The sequence below is a fragment of the Microcystis sp. M079S1 genome (genome assembly GCF_020246425.1).
In the GTDB taxonomy this organism is placed as follows: Bacteria; Cyanobacteriota; Cyanobacteriia; order Cyanobacteriales; family Microcystaceae; genus Microcystis; species Microcystis aeruginosa.
Genome location: NZ_JADBSZ010000233.1, coordinates 1 through 15672, shown reverse-complemented (window position 1 = coordinate 15672; position 15672 = coordinate 1). Strand labels below are relative to the sequence as shown.

The following is a 15672-nucleotide window of genomic DNA, read 5'->3' as shown; positions in this document are numbered from 1 at the left end:
CCACCAATAACAATTTTTGAGGGATCATAGGGGACCACCACAGAAAGAACACCTCGATCGGTAGCTGGGGTTTTTTGGGCCAAATTTCCGATTATGACAATTCGATGCTACAATAACGGACGGTTAATCAGTCCGAATTTGCAGTAAAAGTCTTTGAGTCAATCTGTAGATACCACTAACACCCTAGACACTCTAGCTCAAGAACTAGCCGCCATTCAGCAGACCGGTTCTAAGCGCGTCGCTTTATTGGGTTCCCGTCACGTTCCCATCACGCACCAGCAATTGATCGAAATGATGGCCTATGCCCTCGTGCTGGCGGGCAATCGGATTATGACCTCCGGGGCGACGGGAACCAATTCCGCCGTCATTAAGGGGGCAATGCGGGCAGATCCTAATCTGTTAACCGTGATCTTACCCCAAAGTCTCGATCGCCAGCCCCTGGAATCCCAAGAACAACTCCAGCAGGTTATCCATCTGGTGGAATGTCCCGAAAATGACCATCTATCCCTAGGGGAAGCCAGCAGCCTCTGTAATCGCGAGATTATCAATCGTTGTCAACAGTTAATCTGTTTTGCTTTCCACGACAGTCAGACCCTTTTGCAAACCTGCGCGGAAGCGGAAGATCAACGCAAGCTAGTTACCCTATTTTATTTTGACTAAATTCAGCGATGAATCTCTCCGTCAGTGCCATTCTTCTCTATTCGATAGTGGCTGCCGCTATCTCTGTCTATCTACCTTTTCTGCTGGTGGCTTACGCTAGAGCTAAGGTGGGTTACAATACCTCCGCTCCCCGGGCAATGTTCGACCAACTCCCAGACTACGCTAAACGAGCAACTTGGGCCCATCAAAATGGTTTTGAAACCTTTATGATCTATAGTGCCGCCGCTCTCATGGCCTACGTTACAGGAGTCTCCTCATCCCTGGCCGCTACCTGTGCGATCGCTTTCGTGATCCTCCGGCTTTTATTTTCCCTTTTTTATATCACTAATGTCCCGATCGCTCGTTCCCTGATGTTCGGTCTCGGTTCTCTCTGTACCTATACTCTCTTTGGGTTAAGTTTAATCAAGATTCAGTAGAATTCCCCAACCCAGATGCAGGAGAGTCGAAAAAGGCTATAGTTCGGGAGCGGTAAAGAAGTTGCTTAACCCGAACTATAGTTAATTGTGTTACTGATAAACCGGTAATTTGGGATTATCCACTGATAACAAACCAGTTAAAAGTGAGGCGGGTTTTTGACTGTAGGGCCAGGCAAAAGCATGACGAAAAGCCGCATCTTGACAAGCTTGTAATTGTCGAAAATCGATCACATCTAGGGTGAGTAAATTTTCGTACTCGAAGGGCAGCCGGACATTGTGTAAACCGGCATTATCGGTACAGATAGCAATATCAACCCCCGCTTCAAAACAGCGATCGAAGACTATCTTTAACTGGGATAAACTTTTGAGGGTGCCAGTTTTTAAATAGGTGGTGGGACAGACTTCTAAACATTGATGACGACGGGCAACTTCCGGCAGCAATTCCGGATATTGTAGGGGAATTTGAATACCGTGACCAATTCTTTGCAGATAGGGCAGTAATTGGGGATAACAACCGTCCTTTGTTTCGTAAAGATGGCCGGTGGTATTTAAACCCTCTTCCCGGGCATAACTGTATAAACCAGCAAATTCCTCTAGTCGAGTTTGGTAGTGGGAATCACCCCCAGCAATATCGATCGCACAGACGTATTCTCTCATCTCTAGGGCCAGATCAACGATCGCTTTGTTGACTTCGGAGGGAAGTCGCGAGTGCATACAGAGAATTTGACTGGTAATAATCGGATATTCGCTCATTTTCGAGGCTTGACCGACGATCTCGACAATCGAGCGCATTTGCTCGATTCGCTCTGTTTGGTTCAAATGTTCGTCGGTGCGATAGTAGGGAGTATAGCGCAATTCTAAATAGGCAAGATTCTCGAAGATGTAAGCGCCGCGAATCAGACGATAGATAAAATAGGGCAAAGTTTGGGCGGTTTGAACACTTTCGACTAGGGTATGTAATTCTAAATACTCATCTAAACTATTGCGTTCACGGGTGTAAAATTCCTCAAAAGCGGGGTATTCTGGGAATTTGGCCGCTAAATCCCGCTCATGTCTGTGAAAGTAGCGCCAGAGAATTCTCGGTACTACCGATCCCCCTAAATGCCGATGCAAATCTGCGTATAAAGCCACAACTCCGATGCTCCTTAGTCTCTCAAATGTTCCTTAAATATAACGAAGTTTTACAATTGTTTGACAATCATTCCCAAATAGTATCAGTACCTATTCGGTGATCGGTTGGGTGTTGGGGAGCGGGGAGATAGTGAACAGTCGCTAGTGCAAGGCTCAGATCTGATCACCGATCACTGATTCAAGGCTGACAGCTAGAATAAGGTCATTAAACCTAAATAAAGCTTTAGGGAATAGAGGGGTGACAACATATACAATGATTGGGGTTTATCCTCAAGCAACCCTAAGCCTATGCCACGCCGTGATGACTTACAGAAAATCCTAATCTTGGGCGCTGGCCCGATTGTCATCGGACAAGCCTGTGAATTCGACTATTCGGGAACTCAAGCCTGTAAAGCCCTACGAGAAGAAGGTTATGAGGTAATTTTAGTCAATTCTAACCCCGCCTCGATCATGACCGATCCAGAAATGGCCGATCGCACCTACATTGAACCAATTCTGCCGGAAATTGTCGAGAAAATTATCGCCAAAGAACGTCCCGATGCCATTCTACCGACTATGGGCGGTCAAACTGCCCTAAATACCGCGGTAGCTTTGGCCAAAAGCGGCGTTTTAGAAAAATATAACGTGGAACTGATCGGGGCAAAACTCCCCGCTATTGAAAAAGCCGAAGATAGGGAACTATTCAAAAAAGCAATGGAGAAAATCGGTGTTCCCGTCTGTCCTTCGGGGATTGCCAACAATTTAGAAGAAGCAAAAGCGATCGCCCATCAGATCGGTTCCTATCCTCTCATTATCCGGCCGGCCTTCACTTTAGGAGGAACGGGGGGCGGTATTGCCTATAACCAAGAAGAATTTGAACCGATGGCCCAGTATGGTCTAGATTGTTCGCCTACATCGCAAATTCTCGTCGAAAAATCCCTAATTGGCTGGAAAGAATACGAATTAGAGGTCATGCGCGATCTAGCCGATAACGTGGTGATCATCTGTTCGATCGAAAACTTTGACCCGATGGGAGTCCATACCGGCGACTCGATTACGGTTGCGCCCGCCCAAACCCTGACCGATAAAGAATACCAACGCCTCCGGGACTATTCTAAGGCAATTATTCGGGAAATTGGCGTAGAAACCGGCGGATCGAACATCCAATTCTCCGTTAATCCCACTAACGGCGACGTAATCGTGATTGAGATGAATCCCCGGGTATCGCGTTCTTCGGCCCTAGCATCAAAAGCCACGGGATTCCCGATCGCTAAATTTGCCGCTAAACTAGCAGTAGGCTACACTTTAGACGAAATTCCCAACGATATCACCAAAAAAACCCCGGCTTCCTTTGAACCGACTATCGATTACGTCGTCACCAAAATTCCTCGCTTTGCCTTCGAGAAATTCCCCGGCTCCCAACCGATTCTAACCACCCAGATGAAATCCGTCGGGGAAGCCATGGCTATCGGTCGAACTTTCCAAGAATCCTTTCAAAAAGCACTTCGATCCCTAGAAACGGGACGTTTTGGCTTTGGTTGCGATAAAGTCGAAACTCTCCCCCCCCTCTCGGAAGTCCGGGCCGGTTTGCGGACACCTAACCCCGAACGAGTTTATAGTATCTATCATGCTTTTAAATTGGGCATGAATGGGTCGGAAATCCACGAACTAACCGGGATTGATCCCTGGTTCCTCGATAAATTGGCCGATTTGATGGAAACCGAGAAGTTTCTCAAACGAACTCCCCTGAAAAGTCTCAGCCAAGAGGACCTATTCGCTATTAAACAACAGGGATTTAGCGATCGCCAAATCGCCTTCGCCACCAACAGCAGCGAGGACGAAGTGAGAAGTTATCGCAAGGGTTTAGGTATTGTTCCCGTTTATAAAATGGTGGATACCTGCGCGGCGGAATTTGAGGCCCTGACACCCTACTATTATTCCACCTACGAACAGGTAGAATCGGAAGTTTTACCCTCCGATAAACGTAAAGTGATGATCCTCGGTGGTGGTCCCAATCGCATCGGTCAGGGGATAGAATTTGACTACTGTTGTTGTCATGCCGCTTTTTCCCTCAGTCAAGCTGGTTTTGAGACGATTATGGTCAACTCTAACCCGGAAACTGTCTCCACCGATTACGATACCAGCGATCGCCTTTACTTTGAACCCCTGACCAAAGAGGATGTCTTAAATATCATCGAAGCGGAACAACCAGAGGGTTTAATTATTCAATTCGGTGGGCAAACTCCCTTAAAACTGGCGGTTCCCCTGCAAAAATATTTAGAATCGCCTAATTGTCCCGTAAATACCAAAATTTGGGGAACTTCACCCGATTCGATCGATACCGCCGAAGATCGGGAACGTTTTGAACAAATCCTCCGAGAATTAGATATCCGACAACCCCTCAACGGTATTGCCCGCAATTTCCAAGAATCCCAAGCAGTGGCTCAACGCATCGGTTATCCTGTAGTAGTACGTCCGTCCTATGTTTTGGGCGGTCGGGCAATGGAAATCGTCTATTCCGATAGCGAATTGGAACGCTATATGAAGTATGCGGTACAGATAGAACCGGATCACCCGATTTTAATCGATAAATTCCTCGAAAATGCCATCGAAGTGGATGTGGATGCCCTGTCAGATGCGACGGGAACAGTAGTTATCGGGGGATTAATGGAACATATCGAACAAGCGGGCGTACATTCGGGCGATTCTGCCTGTTCTATCCCCCATACGTCCCTGAGTGCCTCGGTTTTAACCACAATTCGACAATGGACGGTGGAACTAGCGAAAGCTTTAAAAGTAATCGGTTTGATGAATATCCAGTATGCGGTACAGGGGGAGACAGTTTATATCTTAGAAGCGAATCCCCGCGCTAGTCGTACTGTTCCCTACGTTTCCAAAGCAACGGGAGTTCCTTTAGCAAAAGTTGCCTCCCTCGTCATGTCGGGCAAAACCCTAGCAGAATTGGGTATCATCAGCGAAGCAATTCCCCGTCATATTGCCGTGAAAGAAGCGGTTTTACCCTTCCAGAAGTTCCCCGGTGCTGATACTCTCCTGGGACCAGAAATGCGTTCTACAGGGGAAGTAATGGGGATTGACAGCGATTTTGGCAAAGCTTTCGCTAAAGCGGAAATGGCCGCCGGCGTGATTTTAGCCACCAGTGGGACGGTTTTCGTCTCGATGAACGATCGCGATAAAACCCCCATGGTTCCCGTGGTTAAGGATCTGCAATCCCTCGGTTTTCGCGTCGTCGCCACTTCGGGAACTCGTGAAGTTTTGTTAGAAAACGGTTGCGAAAATATCGATTTAGTGCTAAAGATTCACGAAGGTCGTCCCCACGTTATCGATTGGATCAAAAATGACTGGATTCAGTTTATTGTCAATACTCCCAGTGGTGAAGAATCCCAAAACGATGGCCGACAAATTCGCCGTACTGCCCTCGATTATAAGTTACCAATTATCACCACTATCGCCGGGGCAAAAGCGACGGTAGCGGCCTTAAAATCCCTGCAATCCCAACCTTTAGAGGTGAAAGCTTTACAGGATTATCTCGCCTAATTTCAGTTATCAGTGATCAGTTATCAGTTATCAGTTATCAGTTAGAAAGGGGATATAGGGATTTAGGGAAATTTCAGCCAAATGCCCCACTACCCCACTACCCCATCACCCGACACCCCACTTCCTAATTCCCATGACCGATACTCTAAACGATTATAAAAACCTGATTAGTGAACTGATTAACCGTTATAAAAACCGCGTCGATTTCCTGACAATTCGTCTGGAAGAAGCGCGGGGGACAAATATTCTACTGCGTTCCGAACGAGTGGAAACCCTCAGCGAAGGTATTGCTATCGGTGGTCAGGTACGCGCTTGTTATAAAGGAGGTTGGGGATTTGCCAGCTTTAATCAATTATCCAGTTTACAGGAACGATTAGAAGATGCGATCGCTGCTGCCCGTTTAATTGGGGAAGAAGAAACCCTGATTGCTCCGGTAGAACCTGTAATTATTAGTTGTGAATTGCCTTTAACGGGAACAGACCCGCGTTTAGTGCCATTAGCTGATAAAAAAGCCCTCTGCGATCGCTATAATAACTTACTGCGTCAACATCATCCCAGTATTGCCACCACTTCCGTCCGTTACAGCGATAGCAGTCAACATATTCTTTTAGGCACTTCTGACGGGACTTTAATCGAACAAAAATGGTCAGACTTAGAAATGCGTTTTTCGGCCACCGCTAGGGATGGGGACAGCGTACAAACAGGCCGGGAAACCACCGGTTCCCGAAAAGCTTTCGAGGATCTGGTCAATTTAGAAGAACAGGTGCAAGGGTCGGCTAAACGGGCCGTACAAGCCCTAGTTTTGCCCCCTGTCAAGGGCGATACCTACACCATCGTCATCGATCCCATTTTAACCGGTCTGTTCGTCCATGAGGCTTTTGGCCACCTTTCCGAGGCAGATATGTTATACGAAAATCCCGACCTTTTGGAGGTGATGAGTATGGGCAAACGTTTTGGACCAGATAACCTGCAAATCTTTGACGGGGCCCATCCGGAAGGTCATCGGGGCAGTTATTTTTATGACGATGAGGGAACCCCCGCGACGACGACTCAGTTAATTAAAGATGGGGTTTTGGTGGGAAGACTGCATTCACGGGAAACGGCGGGCAAATTAGGCGAAAAACCGACAGGTAACGCCCGTTGTCTCAATTATCATTATCCGCCCATTGTCCGCATGACCAACACTTGGATTGAACGGGGAACCACTCCCGTTAAAGAGTTATTTTCGGGGATAAAAACGGGAGTTTATGCCCAAAATTGGCAGGGAGGCATGACTAACGGCGAAATGTTCACTTTTAGCGCTGGGGAAGCTTGGATGATTCGCGATGGAGAAATTGCTGAACCGGTTAAAGATGTGACTCTCTCCGGTAATGTCTTTAAAACCCTAGCCAATATTGAGGCAATTGGGGATGATTTCTACTGGGATGAGTCGGGAGGCTGCGGAAAAGGGGGTCAAAGTGGTTTACCCGTCGGCTGCGGTGGCCCCAGTCTCCGTATCCGCGATGTGGTCGTGGGGGGAGAAGCCGATATTTAGTGAACAGTCAACAGTAAACAGTAAACAGCTTCTGAGGGCAAGAGGCTCCAAGAAAGAATCTGGCAATTCTCCTACCTAAAAAGAAGGTTAGAAACTAAGTACATCAAAACCTTTAGCTTAACAAATTAGGGGGTGCATCTCAATTTTTGGGCGCACGCAGTTCGATAAACTCATTGTAGGGGCGAATTGCCTTCGCCCTGACAGCCGCAGTCTATCTCATCTTCTCGTCACTGTCTTCAATTTTTTGATCATCTTGATTGATTTCTTCTTTAAATCCCCGTAAAGTTTTCCCCAAAGCTGCCCCAAATTCGGGTATTTTTTTCGGTCCAAATATCAGCAGAACAACCACAGCAATAATTACTATTTCTGGCCAACCTAATCCAAACATAATCTTGAAAGTAAAAAGTAAAAAAAGAGAAAGGAGTCAGAATTCAGGAGTCGGAAACTTAACGGTGATAACTGATAACTGATAACTGACTCTACGCTGCCACTTCTGCTCGTTTATAAGCTTCGTCGAGGACTTCTGAGAGAGTCGGATGGGTGTGGATGCGGAAAGCGAGTTCATGGACGGATTTACGTTCAGCGATCGCATTGGCCGCTTCTTGAATTAAATCCGATGCGTGGATACCGATAATATGAACACCGAGTAATTCGCCCGTATCCTGACGATAAACGACTTTAGCGATGCCTTCCGTTTCTCCTTCCGCTAAAGCTTTGGAATTTCCCTTAAAATAGGTCTTGACAGAAGCAACCTTATACCCTTCTTCCTGTGCCAAAGCTTCTGCTTGCGGTTCCGTTAAACCCACATAACTAATTTCGGGGTGGGTAAAAGCGGCGGCGGGAATACTGCGATAATCGATGGTTTTTGGGCGATTACAGATATTTTCAATGGCTATTACCCCTTGACCCGAAGCAGCGTGAGCTAACATCATTTTACCCGTAGCATCGCCCACGGCCCAGAGATGGGGAACCGGTTCACCGGACTGAATTACCTGCATTTTGTCATTAACGGCAATAAAACCGCGTTTATCCAGTTCTACACCCACAAATTCCAATCCGAGATTCTTTGTCGCCGGGATTCTTCCTGTAGCGACTAAACAAGCATCTACTTCTAAAATTTCGATCGCTTCTTTGCTTTTTGCGTCCACCAGTTCAATGGCCACAGGATTCCCCGGTTTAATACTTTTTGCCAAAACTCCCACATAAGTCTCGATGTCTCTAGGTTTAATCAGAACTCTTTCCGCGATTTTCGAGATTTCTGGGTCAAATCCTGGCATGAGACTATCTAAAGCTTCGATCATCGTCACTTCACAACCCAAAGCGGTGTATATATCCGAAAATTCCAGACCGATATAACCACTACCGATAATTGCGATCCACTTGGGTAAAGTTTCTAATCTAACGGCCTCATCGCTGGTAAAAACCGTTTTATGATCGATCTCGATCCCCGGTGGGACAAAGGGAACCGACCCCGGACAGAGCATAATATCCTTAGCGGTGTAGATTTTTTCGCCACTGTCCCCGATGACGCTAACTTTTTGCGGGCCGGCGATTTTTCCCCAACCGTGGATAGTATCAACCTTGAGACGTTTAAGACTATTAGTGAGATCGCCTCTAATTTTACTGACAAGGTTGTTAGCATGATCGGCAATTGTTGGACGGTCAAAATTAACGCCACCGATGGCAATACCTAGACTTTTCAGATGGTCACTATCGGCCAATTCGCGCACTCGTCCCGAGGCTGCCAGTAAAGCTTTAGAAGGAATACAACCGCGATTAACACAGGTTCCTCCCATATCTTTGGCTTCGATAATAGCCGTTTTTAGCCCACATTTGACCGCGTGTAGGGCTGCTCCGTGGCCACCAACTCCAGCACCGATAATAATTAAATCGTAGTCGAATTCACTCATAGTCTCTCTGACTCTCAAAGTTAGCATTATCTCATTTTACGATCCACTGCGATCAAGCTGTGCTATCCTGGGCAAAAACTGGAGCCAGTTTTTAGCCATCAGGCTCTTGTGCATTGAAACTGGCTATTGGCAATTTTAGGACAAGACGTTACTAGACCTCTGGTAAAAATCAAAAATTGTTGTTGGGGTTAGGAGCCAGTCGTCAGTAGTCAGGAGAATTAAGGGTTCTTCTGGTTTCTGTGTGGGAACGAGGTCTATACTGATAGTTTCTTCTGCAAAATAGTCCTAGAAGTCTGGCTCAATAAGCATTTCACGATTCTATAAGCGCAAATTATCACCCAAAGTCGAGAAGAGCCAATTAAGAATGAATAATAATGGTCTATTCACAGATTTTAGGCAATTTAATCCTTATTTTTGCCGTTTTTGAATCCTCAAAAATTAATTAGGGTTTGCTGAATCAAAATATGAATACTAATCGTGCATTGTATCCATAAGTTAGTCTAGTCCTAGATTGGAAAAATTAGACCTCCCGCCAATACTTTGCCAGATGAAGGAACCATCTTTCTCCTACCATAATTTAGGCTCGAAACCAGAATCATTAATAATTTCTACCGTTTCTCCCGATGGTTTAATTACAAATAAACCTTGTTTATAGGCATAACGATCTACTCCTTCATCTATTTCTATTCCTGCCACTGCACCATAAGCTTGATAGTTTTTATAATGGGGAAATGCTTGTTTAAATCGACTTAATTTTTCTAAAAATTCATTGACATCATCTTTCGATAAACGAGACTTACATTCTACTAAAACTACCTCGGTTTCATCGACGGCTAAAATATCAATCTCCATGGCTATTCCTTGCCGTTTTACCCTGGCACGACTGTAGGTTTCTTTAACATCGATACCTTTGCCACGAAATAGGCTAATAACAGCAGGTTCGACTAATTCCTCGACAAATCTTCCCCAGCGAGTGGTTAAACTATCCACAGCACGACTGGTATTGGCCACTGTTTTCTCTAGCTTGGCTAAACGGCGATCGGCTTCAGCAGCCCGGCGATCGGCTTCGGCGGCCCAGCGATCGGCTTCGGCCTTGGCTTCGGCGGCCCGGCGATCGGCTTCGGCCTTGGCTTCGGCGGCCCAGCGATCGGCTTCGGCCTTGGCTTCGGCGGCCCGGCGATCGTATTCTTGGCGTGATTGTTCAAACTTTTCGTTAGTTTTCTCAAAAAGTTTATAGATATCTTCGATGGTAATCGGTTGAGACATGGTTATTTGTTTTAATCTTTCTTATTTTACTTCTTACTATAATTGTACTAGCAAAGTGCAAGTCATTTTAGGGACGGGTGTTAATTCAGCAAGTCAATAGTTACAGCGTTTCTCCTCAAGATAAAGTATGACGAGATTGGATATCGACCGGCTACTGTTCCGCAGTTCCGGCGTTCCCTAAAACCAGAGACTTCCCACCTCACCATGAAGATAACTGCTCTCGATCAAAAACAACCCCTAACCTCTCGGCTAGGAGTTATGGATCAAGGTAGTTGTTTGCTCAAAATTAAAGATAGAGATGAGTTGAAAAACTAGGCAAGAGGATCTACACCCATGTCCACTACAGCATTGCGTAAAACGGTGATTTGTTGCCTAAAGTCCAGTCTTTGCAGAGCGGTGAGGACGATATTCGCCTCGCGAGTCATTTTGTAGTTAGCGGGGACGGGAACCACAGTTCCTTCCTTGATCATTTTCGCTAATTGATACCAGAAAGCTAGTTTGGTGTTAAGACTGAGAATACCGTAGGATCGGGTAATCGGATTGCTGACTTTTTTAACCAAATCGCGCATGGTTTCTAATTGTTCAGCCTGGGATTTGGCTCAATAAATTGATCATTGCAAATAATTGTTACAAATACTTGACTTAAGATATTTCTATGGTGACAGAAACACAAATCAAAGAAAAAGCGCTAGAGTTGGGCTTCCATGGGGTCGGTATTGCCTCTGTGGACAGCCAAGACTCGGCGGTATCCCATCTAAAAAGCTGGTTAGAGCGGGGTTATCACGCTGATATGGATTGGATGACTAACCCGAAACGACAGGATATCAAAACTCTTTGGCCAGAAGTGCGATCGCTAATTGGTCTCGCCCTTAACTACTACACCCCCCAGCAACACAGTCAAGAGCAAAACCATGGCAAAATTTCCCGTTATGCTTGGGGACGGGATTATCACAAAGTATTAAGTAAAAAATTAAAAGCCCTCAGTCAATGGTTAGAAAGTCAGGGGGAGCAAATTCAAACCCGTTACTATGTGGATACAGGACCGGTACAGGATAAAGTTTGGGCGCAAAGAGCAGGGATCGGCTGGATTGCCAAGAATGGTAACTTAATTACCCGCAATTACGGCAGTTGGGTATTTTTAGGGGAAATATTAACTAATTTACCTTTAGAACCCGATCGACCCCATAGCGCCCATTGTGGCACCTGTAGCCGTTGTTTAAGCGCTTGTCCGACCCAAGCAATAGTTAGTCCCTATGTGGTGGATGCTAATCGCTGTATTGCATACCATACCATCGAAAATCGTGCTGTAACTTTGCCTACAGAAATTGCCAAGAATTTACAAGGTTGGGTAGCTGGCTGCGATATCTGTCAAGATGTCTGTCCTTGGAATCAACGTTTTGCCCAAGTTACCGACGTGGAGGATTTTCAACCTCGTCCCGAAAACCTCTCGCCAAGGTTGGATGAATTAGCTAATCTAACTATAGAGGAGTGGGATCGTCGTTTCATCTCGTCAGCCCTGCGTCGAATTAAACCCCAGCAGTGGCGACGTAATGCCCAAGCTAATTTAGCTCATTCCCCTCACCCCGCACAAGATGACAATTAAAGTAGTAGTGTTCGATTTTGATGGTACTATCGCCGATACCCACGATACTTTCGTGGAGATTGTCAATCGTTTGGCTAAAAATTTTGGTTATCAACCCGTCAACGAGGAAGATTTGGCCAGACTAAAAAACCTTAGTTCCCAAGAAATTATTAGACAATCCCAAGTTTCCCCCGTTAAAATCCCTTTTTTACTCTATCGAGTTAAACGGGAATTAAATAAACAAATTGAATGTCTGAAACCCTTCCATGGCTGGCATCACTGCCTCGCCACTCTTAAAGAAAGAGGCTATAGATTAGGAATAATAACTTCTAATACTAAAGAAAACGTCACCATCTTTTTAGCAAATAATCAACTCTTAAATTTATTTGATTTTATCTATTCGGGAACGCCTTTATTCGGCAAACACAAAATTATTGATCGCCTGATCCGACAAAATAAATTCTGTCCCGATGAAATGATTTATGTCGGCGATGAAACTAGAGATATTACTGCTGCCCAAAAAAGTCGAGTGCAGGTGGTGGCCGTCGCTTGGGGCTTTAATTCCCCTCAAATTCTCACTCAATTTAACCCCGATCATCTCATTCATCATCCCCTAGAATTATTGGATATTTTAGATAGGGCTGGCTGAAAAAGTTTTTCCTAGGGGCAGGGAAAGGCAGTTTGGGCATTTGTACTAAAATTACCAATACTCAGTTTAAATATAGACTTCGATCGATGGGGGCAGAGAGACTCGAACTCTCACGAGCTTATAAGGCTCAACGGATTTTAAGTCCGTAGCGTCTACCATTCCGCCACGCCCCCGTTATTTAACCGACAATTTTTTATCATATCACAAATAATTTAATTGGCAAGAGTATTTTCAGTAAATTATTTTAGCCCGCCAATTCGATCGCCGCAAAGGGGGAAAGAGGGGGTAAAATAATCAGCAGGTGAATTGCCGTTCACCGACAGCTATTGAGAAAAATCAATCCTTATGCAATCAATTCTGACGCAAGAAACCATTATCATCGCCCTGATCTACCTATCTCTCAGTGTTTTGTATTTGCTCGTCATTCCCGCCGTTATCTACTACTACCTCAATACGCGCTGGTATGTGGCTTCTTCTTGGGAAAGAGGGTTTATGTACTTTCTGATGAGCTTTTTCTTCCCTGGGATGCTGTTGTTAAGTCCTTTCCTTAACTTCCGTCCCCAACGTCGTACTCTAAAAGCTTAAGTTATCACCAAAAAAACCCATGAGACGCATTGATGTCATCGGGATCGGTATAGGGATGTTTGCTATGGGCGGCATCCTCTACATTATCCTACAAAAAACCGGTTTAGATAGTGCTTCGGCGGGAATTTGGAGTCAAGCGGTGTTGGTAGGTGGTGTCATCGGTTGGATTTTTACCTATCTGTTTCGAGTCGCCACCGATAATATGACCTACGGCCAACAGCGCAAAGATTACGAAGATGCCGTCTTTAAAAAACGTCTGGAAGCGATGACTCCCGAAGAAATCGCCCAAATGCAGCGGGAGATTGAAGAAGAAAAAACTAAATAGACGGATGAAACCCGATAAAATCATCATCGGTTGGCGAGAATGGCTCGATTTACCTGATTTAGGCATTACCAAAATAAAGGCCAAGATTGATACAGGCGCTCGCTCCTCGGCCCTACACGCTTTTCATCTCCATCCTTTTCGAGATGGCGATCGCAATTGGCTGCGCTTTCAAGTTCATCCCTACCAAAAAGATAGTCACCACACTGTCACCACCACCGCAGAAATCCTCGAATGGCGACAGGTAAAAAATTCTGGGGGTCAAAGTCAACTACGTCCTCTTATTAGAACAAGTGTATTGCTTGGTGATCGTCAATGGGCGATCGAATTAACTTTGACTAATCGCGATGTCATGGGTTTTCGGATGTTATTAGGACGAGAAGCGCTGAAAAAAGGCTTTCTTGTCCATCCGAATAAGTCTTTTTTACTGAGTTAAGTTATATTTAGGGTTGGCTGAAAAAGTTTTTCCTGGGGGCAGGGTGTGGGTTTTACCGATTTTCAGGTGGTCAATTACCTAATTTTCAGGGAAAAAGTCCCTGAATTTTCCCCCCGATCACTCCCAGGGCCGGTACTTTTTGATTGACAAAAAGTCTAAAAACCTTATCCAACAAGGTTTTTAGATTTATTCAGCCAGCCCTAAGTAGCGGGTAAATCTTGGTATTCAGCCAAAGCATTTATAAAAAACAAGTCTCCCCAAATTAAACCCGTATCTTGACTCTCCCCCGCTAACCGCTCGCGCGGTGTAGCGGGGGATTCTCGGTTCTTAGGCTTTTAACTAGATCGACCTGGTTTAACCCGGTCGATCCCCGTCAAATCGCCTCCGCAAGCGTTTTCTAACACGGTCAGCCCGACCGCGTTTTTTCCTCGGTTCTCGATTACCTTCGCTGATGCCGTATCTCTCGGTTCAATGTGGCCGCAGGAATTGCATCGGTGAACTCTTTCCGATAACGACTTTTTGCCGGTGAACGCACCACAATTAGGACACTCCTGTGAAGTTCCGTTTTTATCGACTTTCAGATAATATTTTCCACGTTTCCAAGCGACAAACGGTAGTATCTCGTTAATAAAACTACCGACACCCGAATCTAGAGATTGCTTTCTAACGATCCCTCTAGACCAGGAAACGAAGTTAATATCTTCAACAAAGATATTATCAGCAAGATCACAAAGGTAATGAGCTAGTTTAAAGTGCCAATCTCTACGAGTATTAGACACTTTTTCATGTAATCTCGCTATCTTCTCCTGAAGTTTTAACCAATTACTAGAGCCTTTAGTTTTCCGTTTCAAGCGTCTTTGTAGCAATTTAAGCTGACTCTGTACTTTCAACAAAAATCGAGGGGCTTTGATTAAATCTCCCCGTGAAGTAGCGACAAAACTCTCAATCCCCGCGTCGATTCCTAAACAGGTTTTCCCTACTGTCATATCGGGAACTAATTCCGTAGATTGGAAGGAAACCGAAACGTAAAATCCCGACGCTTTTTGGATAATTCGAGCTTGTTTAGGCTCGAACCCAGACGGGTACTCCCTAGATTTCCTAATCCGAATTTTTCCCAATTGTGGAAAATTTAAGTATTCGTCACCTAGAAAGTTTTTTGACAGCGCAGGAAAAATAAAACTCCGCATCTTTTTCTTAAATCTAGGAAAGCCGAAGCCTTGGGATTTCATGTCAGAAAAAGCTTTATCTAAAGTTTTTAAGACTTGCTGTAAGACTTGAGCGTTAACCGTCTTTAATATCGGATAAACTTTTTTAGCTTCCGTTAGATTTTTAGCTTGAACGAAGTAATTTGGATAGGGTTCATCCGCCGGAATTATGTACTCGGAAACTAGCGAACAGTGATCCGCAAGACACTTTCGAGAGTTCAACCAATCTTTCCGTTCTGAAAGAGCGTAATTATAAACGCTTTTGCAAACATCAAGAATATGGATGATCTCCCGTTCCTGTTGTCTGTTTACCTTTAGTTTGTACTGGTAGGTAAGCGTTATCACTGTCGTTCGTGAGCGGGATGTACAATTAGATTATAACACTTACCGCCTAATATATCAACTAATTAGGGGTTGCTGAATAAATCTAAAAACCTTGTTG

14 protein-coding genes, 1 tRNA gene and 1 pseudogene are annotated in these 15672 nt (G+C 45.1%); 9 read left to right on the top strand and 7 right to left on the bottom strand.

The window, feature by feature from the left end:
* Positions 1–153 precede the first annotated feature (153 nt).
* On the top strand, positions 154–660 hold the full coding sequence (locus tag IM456_RS15570) for a hypothetical protein (protein WP_002741066.1): 507 nt from the start codon (positions 154–156) through the stop codon (positions 658–660).
* Positions 661–668: 8 nt separating this feature from the next.
* A complete protein-coding gene (locus tag IM456_RS15565; RefSeq protein ID WP_149987325.1) occupies positions 669–1076 on the top strand; it encodes an MAPEG family protein in 408 nt (135 codons plus the stop codon).
* A 90-nt stretch (positions 1077–1166) separates the two neighbouring features.
* Here IM456_RS15565 and IM456_RS15560 read toward each other — a convergent pair whose 3' ends face one another.
* Positions 1167–2207, bottom strand: a complete 1041-nt coding sequence (locus IM456_RS15560) for an adenosine deaminase (protein WP_149987326.1) — start codon at positions 2205–2207, stop codon at positions 1167–1169.
* Positions 2208–2495: 288 nt separating this feature from the next.
* Here IM456_RS15560 and carB point away from each other — a divergent pair, with 288 nt between their 5' ends.
* On the top strand, positions 2496–5741 hold the full coding sequence (gene carB / locus IM456_RS15555; RefSeq protein ID WP_287692589.1) for a carbamoyl-phosphate synthase large subunit: 3246 nt from the start codon (positions 2496–2498) through the stop codon (positions 5739–5741).
* Between the two features lie 133 nt (positions 5742–5874).
* Entirely contained in the window at positions 5875–7275 is a 1401-nt protein-coding gene (locus tag IM456_RS15550; protein WP_287692588.1) for a TldD/PmbA family protein, read from the top strand.
* A 211-nt stretch (positions 7276–7486) separates the two neighbouring features.
* Here the strand turns inward: IM456_RS15550 and tatA are convergent, their stop codons facing one another.
* The 4 genes and pseudogenes from tatA to IM456_RS15530 all read right to left on the bottom strand — a co-directional run.
* Positions 7487–7663 (bottom strand): twin-arginine translocase TatA/TatE family subunit, encoded by a 177-nt coding sequence (tatA, locus tag IM456_RS15545; RefSeq protein ID WP_287692586.1) that lies wholly within the window; start codon positions 7661–7663, stop codon positions 7487–7489.
* Positions 7664–7754: 91 nt separating this feature from the next.
* Entirely contained in the window at positions 7755–9185 is a 1431-nt protein-coding gene (gene lpdA, locus IM456_RS15540; RefSeq protein ID WP_287692584.1) for a dihydrolipoyl dehydrogenase, read from the bottom strand.
* Positions 9186–9752: 567 nt separating this feature from the next.
* Complete coding sequence (locus IM456_RS15535) at positions 9753–10451, bottom strand: DUF3782 domain-containing protein (RefSeq protein WP_149987330.1); 699 nt, start codon at positions 10449–10451, stop codon at positions 9753–9755.
* A gap of 311 nt (positions 10452–10762) precedes the next feature.
* Positions 10763–11035, bottom strand: a pseudogene (locus IM456_RS15530) (orange carotenoid protein N-terminal domain-containing protein); the annotation flags it as partial.
* A 71-nt stretch (positions 11036–11106) separates the two neighbouring features.
* Here IM456_RS15530 and queG point away from each other — a divergent pair.
* Together queG and IM456_RS15520 are read left to right on the top strand one after the other, a co-directional pair.
* Complete coding sequence (gene queG, locus IM456_RS15525) at positions 11107–12054, top strand: tRNA epoxyqueuosine(34) reductase QueG (protein WP_149987331.1); 948 nt, start codon at positions 11107–11109, stop codon at positions 12052–12054.
* Positions 12044–12682 carry an HAD-IA family hydrolase gene (locus IM456_RS15520; RefSeq protein ID WP_149987332.1) on the top strand — a complete coding sequence of 213 codons (639 nt, stop codon included), beginning with the start codon at positions 12044–12046 and terminating at the stop codon, positions 12680–12682. The genes queG and IM456_RS15520 overlap by 11 nt, the downstream gene beginning before the upstream one ends.
* Before the next feature lie 87 nt (positions 12683–12769).
* Here IM456_RS15520 and IM456_RS15515 read toward each other — a convergent pair.
* Positions 12770–12855, bottom strand: a tRNA-Leu gene (locus IM456_RS15515).
* Positions 12856–13027: 172 nt separating this feature from the next.
* Between IM456_RS15515 and ndhL the strand changes: the two genes are divergently transcribed.
* From ndhL to IM456_RS15500, 3 genes are read left to right on the top strand one after another with little or no spacing between them, the layout of a single operon-like run.
* Positions 13028–13267 (top strand): NAD(P)H-quinone oxidoreductase subunit L, encoded by a 240-nt coding sequence (ndhL, locus tag IM456_RS15510; RefSeq protein ID WP_002732218.1) that lies wholly within the window; start codon positions 13028–13030, stop codon positions 13265–13267.
* A 19-nt stretch (positions 13268–13286) separates the two neighbouring features.
* The gene (locus tag IM456_RS15505; RefSeq protein WP_002751981.1) at positions 13287–13592 is read left to right on the top strand and encodes a DUF3007 family protein; all 306 of its coding nucleotides are present in this window, start codon (positions 13287–13289) and stop codon (positions 13590–13592) included.
* A gap of 4 nt (positions 13593–13596) precedes the next feature.
* Positions 13597–14025, top strand: a complete 429-nt coding sequence (locus IM456_RS15500; protein ID WP_149987333.1) for an ATP-dependent zinc protease family protein — start codon at positions 13597–13599, stop codon at positions 14023–14025.
* A 335-nt stretch (positions 14026–14360) separates the two neighbouring features.
* Here IM456_RS15500 and IM456_RS15495 read toward each other — a convergent pair whose 3' ends face one another.
* On the bottom strand, positions 14361–15575 hold the full coding sequence (locus IM456_RS15495; RefSeq protein ID WP_287707876.1) for an RNA-guided endonuclease InsQ/TnpB family protein: 1215 nt from the start codon (positions 15573–15575) through the stop codon (positions 14361–14363).
* Positions 15576–15672: the final 97 nt, after the last annotated feature.

Coding starts and splice junctions, on each gene's coding strand:
- tatA (WP_287692586.1), bottom strand. CDS start 7,663: ATGTTTGGATTAGGTTGGCCAGAAATAGTAATTATTGCTGTGGTTGTT.
- lpdA (WP_287692584.1), bottom strand. CDS start 9,185: ATGAGTGAATTCGACTACGATTTAATTATTATCGGTGCTGGAGTTGGT.
- ndhL (WP_002732218.1), top strand. CDS start 13,028: ATGCAATCAATTCTGACGCAAGAAACCATTATCATCGCCCTGATCTAC.
- carB (WP_287692589.1), top strand. CDS start 2,496: ATGCCACGCCGTGATGACTTACAGAAAATCCTAATCTTGGGCGCTGGC.
- IM456_RS15550 (WP_287692588.1), top strand. CDS start 5,875: ATGACCGATACTCTAAACGATTATAAAAACCTGATTAGTGAACTGATT.
- IM456_RS15535 (WP_149987330.1), bottom strand. CDS start 10,451: ATGTCTCAACCGATTACCATCGAAGATATCTATAAACTTTTTGAGAAA.
- IM456_RS15500 (WP_149987333.1), top strand. CDS start 13,597: ATGAAACCCGATAAAATCATCATCGGTTGGCGAGAATGGCTCGATTTA.
- IM456_RS15520 (WP_149987332.1), top strand. CDS start 12,044: ATGACAATTAAAGTAGTAGTGTTCGATTTTGATGGTACTATCGCCGAT.
- IM456_RS15565 (WP_149987325.1), top strand. CDS start 669: ATGAATCTCTCCGTCAGTGCCATTCTTCTCTATTCGATAGTGGCTGCC.
- IM456_RS15505 (WP_002751981.1), top strand. CDS start 13,287: ATGAGACGCATTGATGTCATCGGGATCGGTATAGGGATGTTTGCTATG.
- queG (WP_149987331.1), top strand. CDS start 11,107: ATGGTGACAGAAACACAAATCAAAGAAAAAGCGCTAGAGTTGGGCTTC.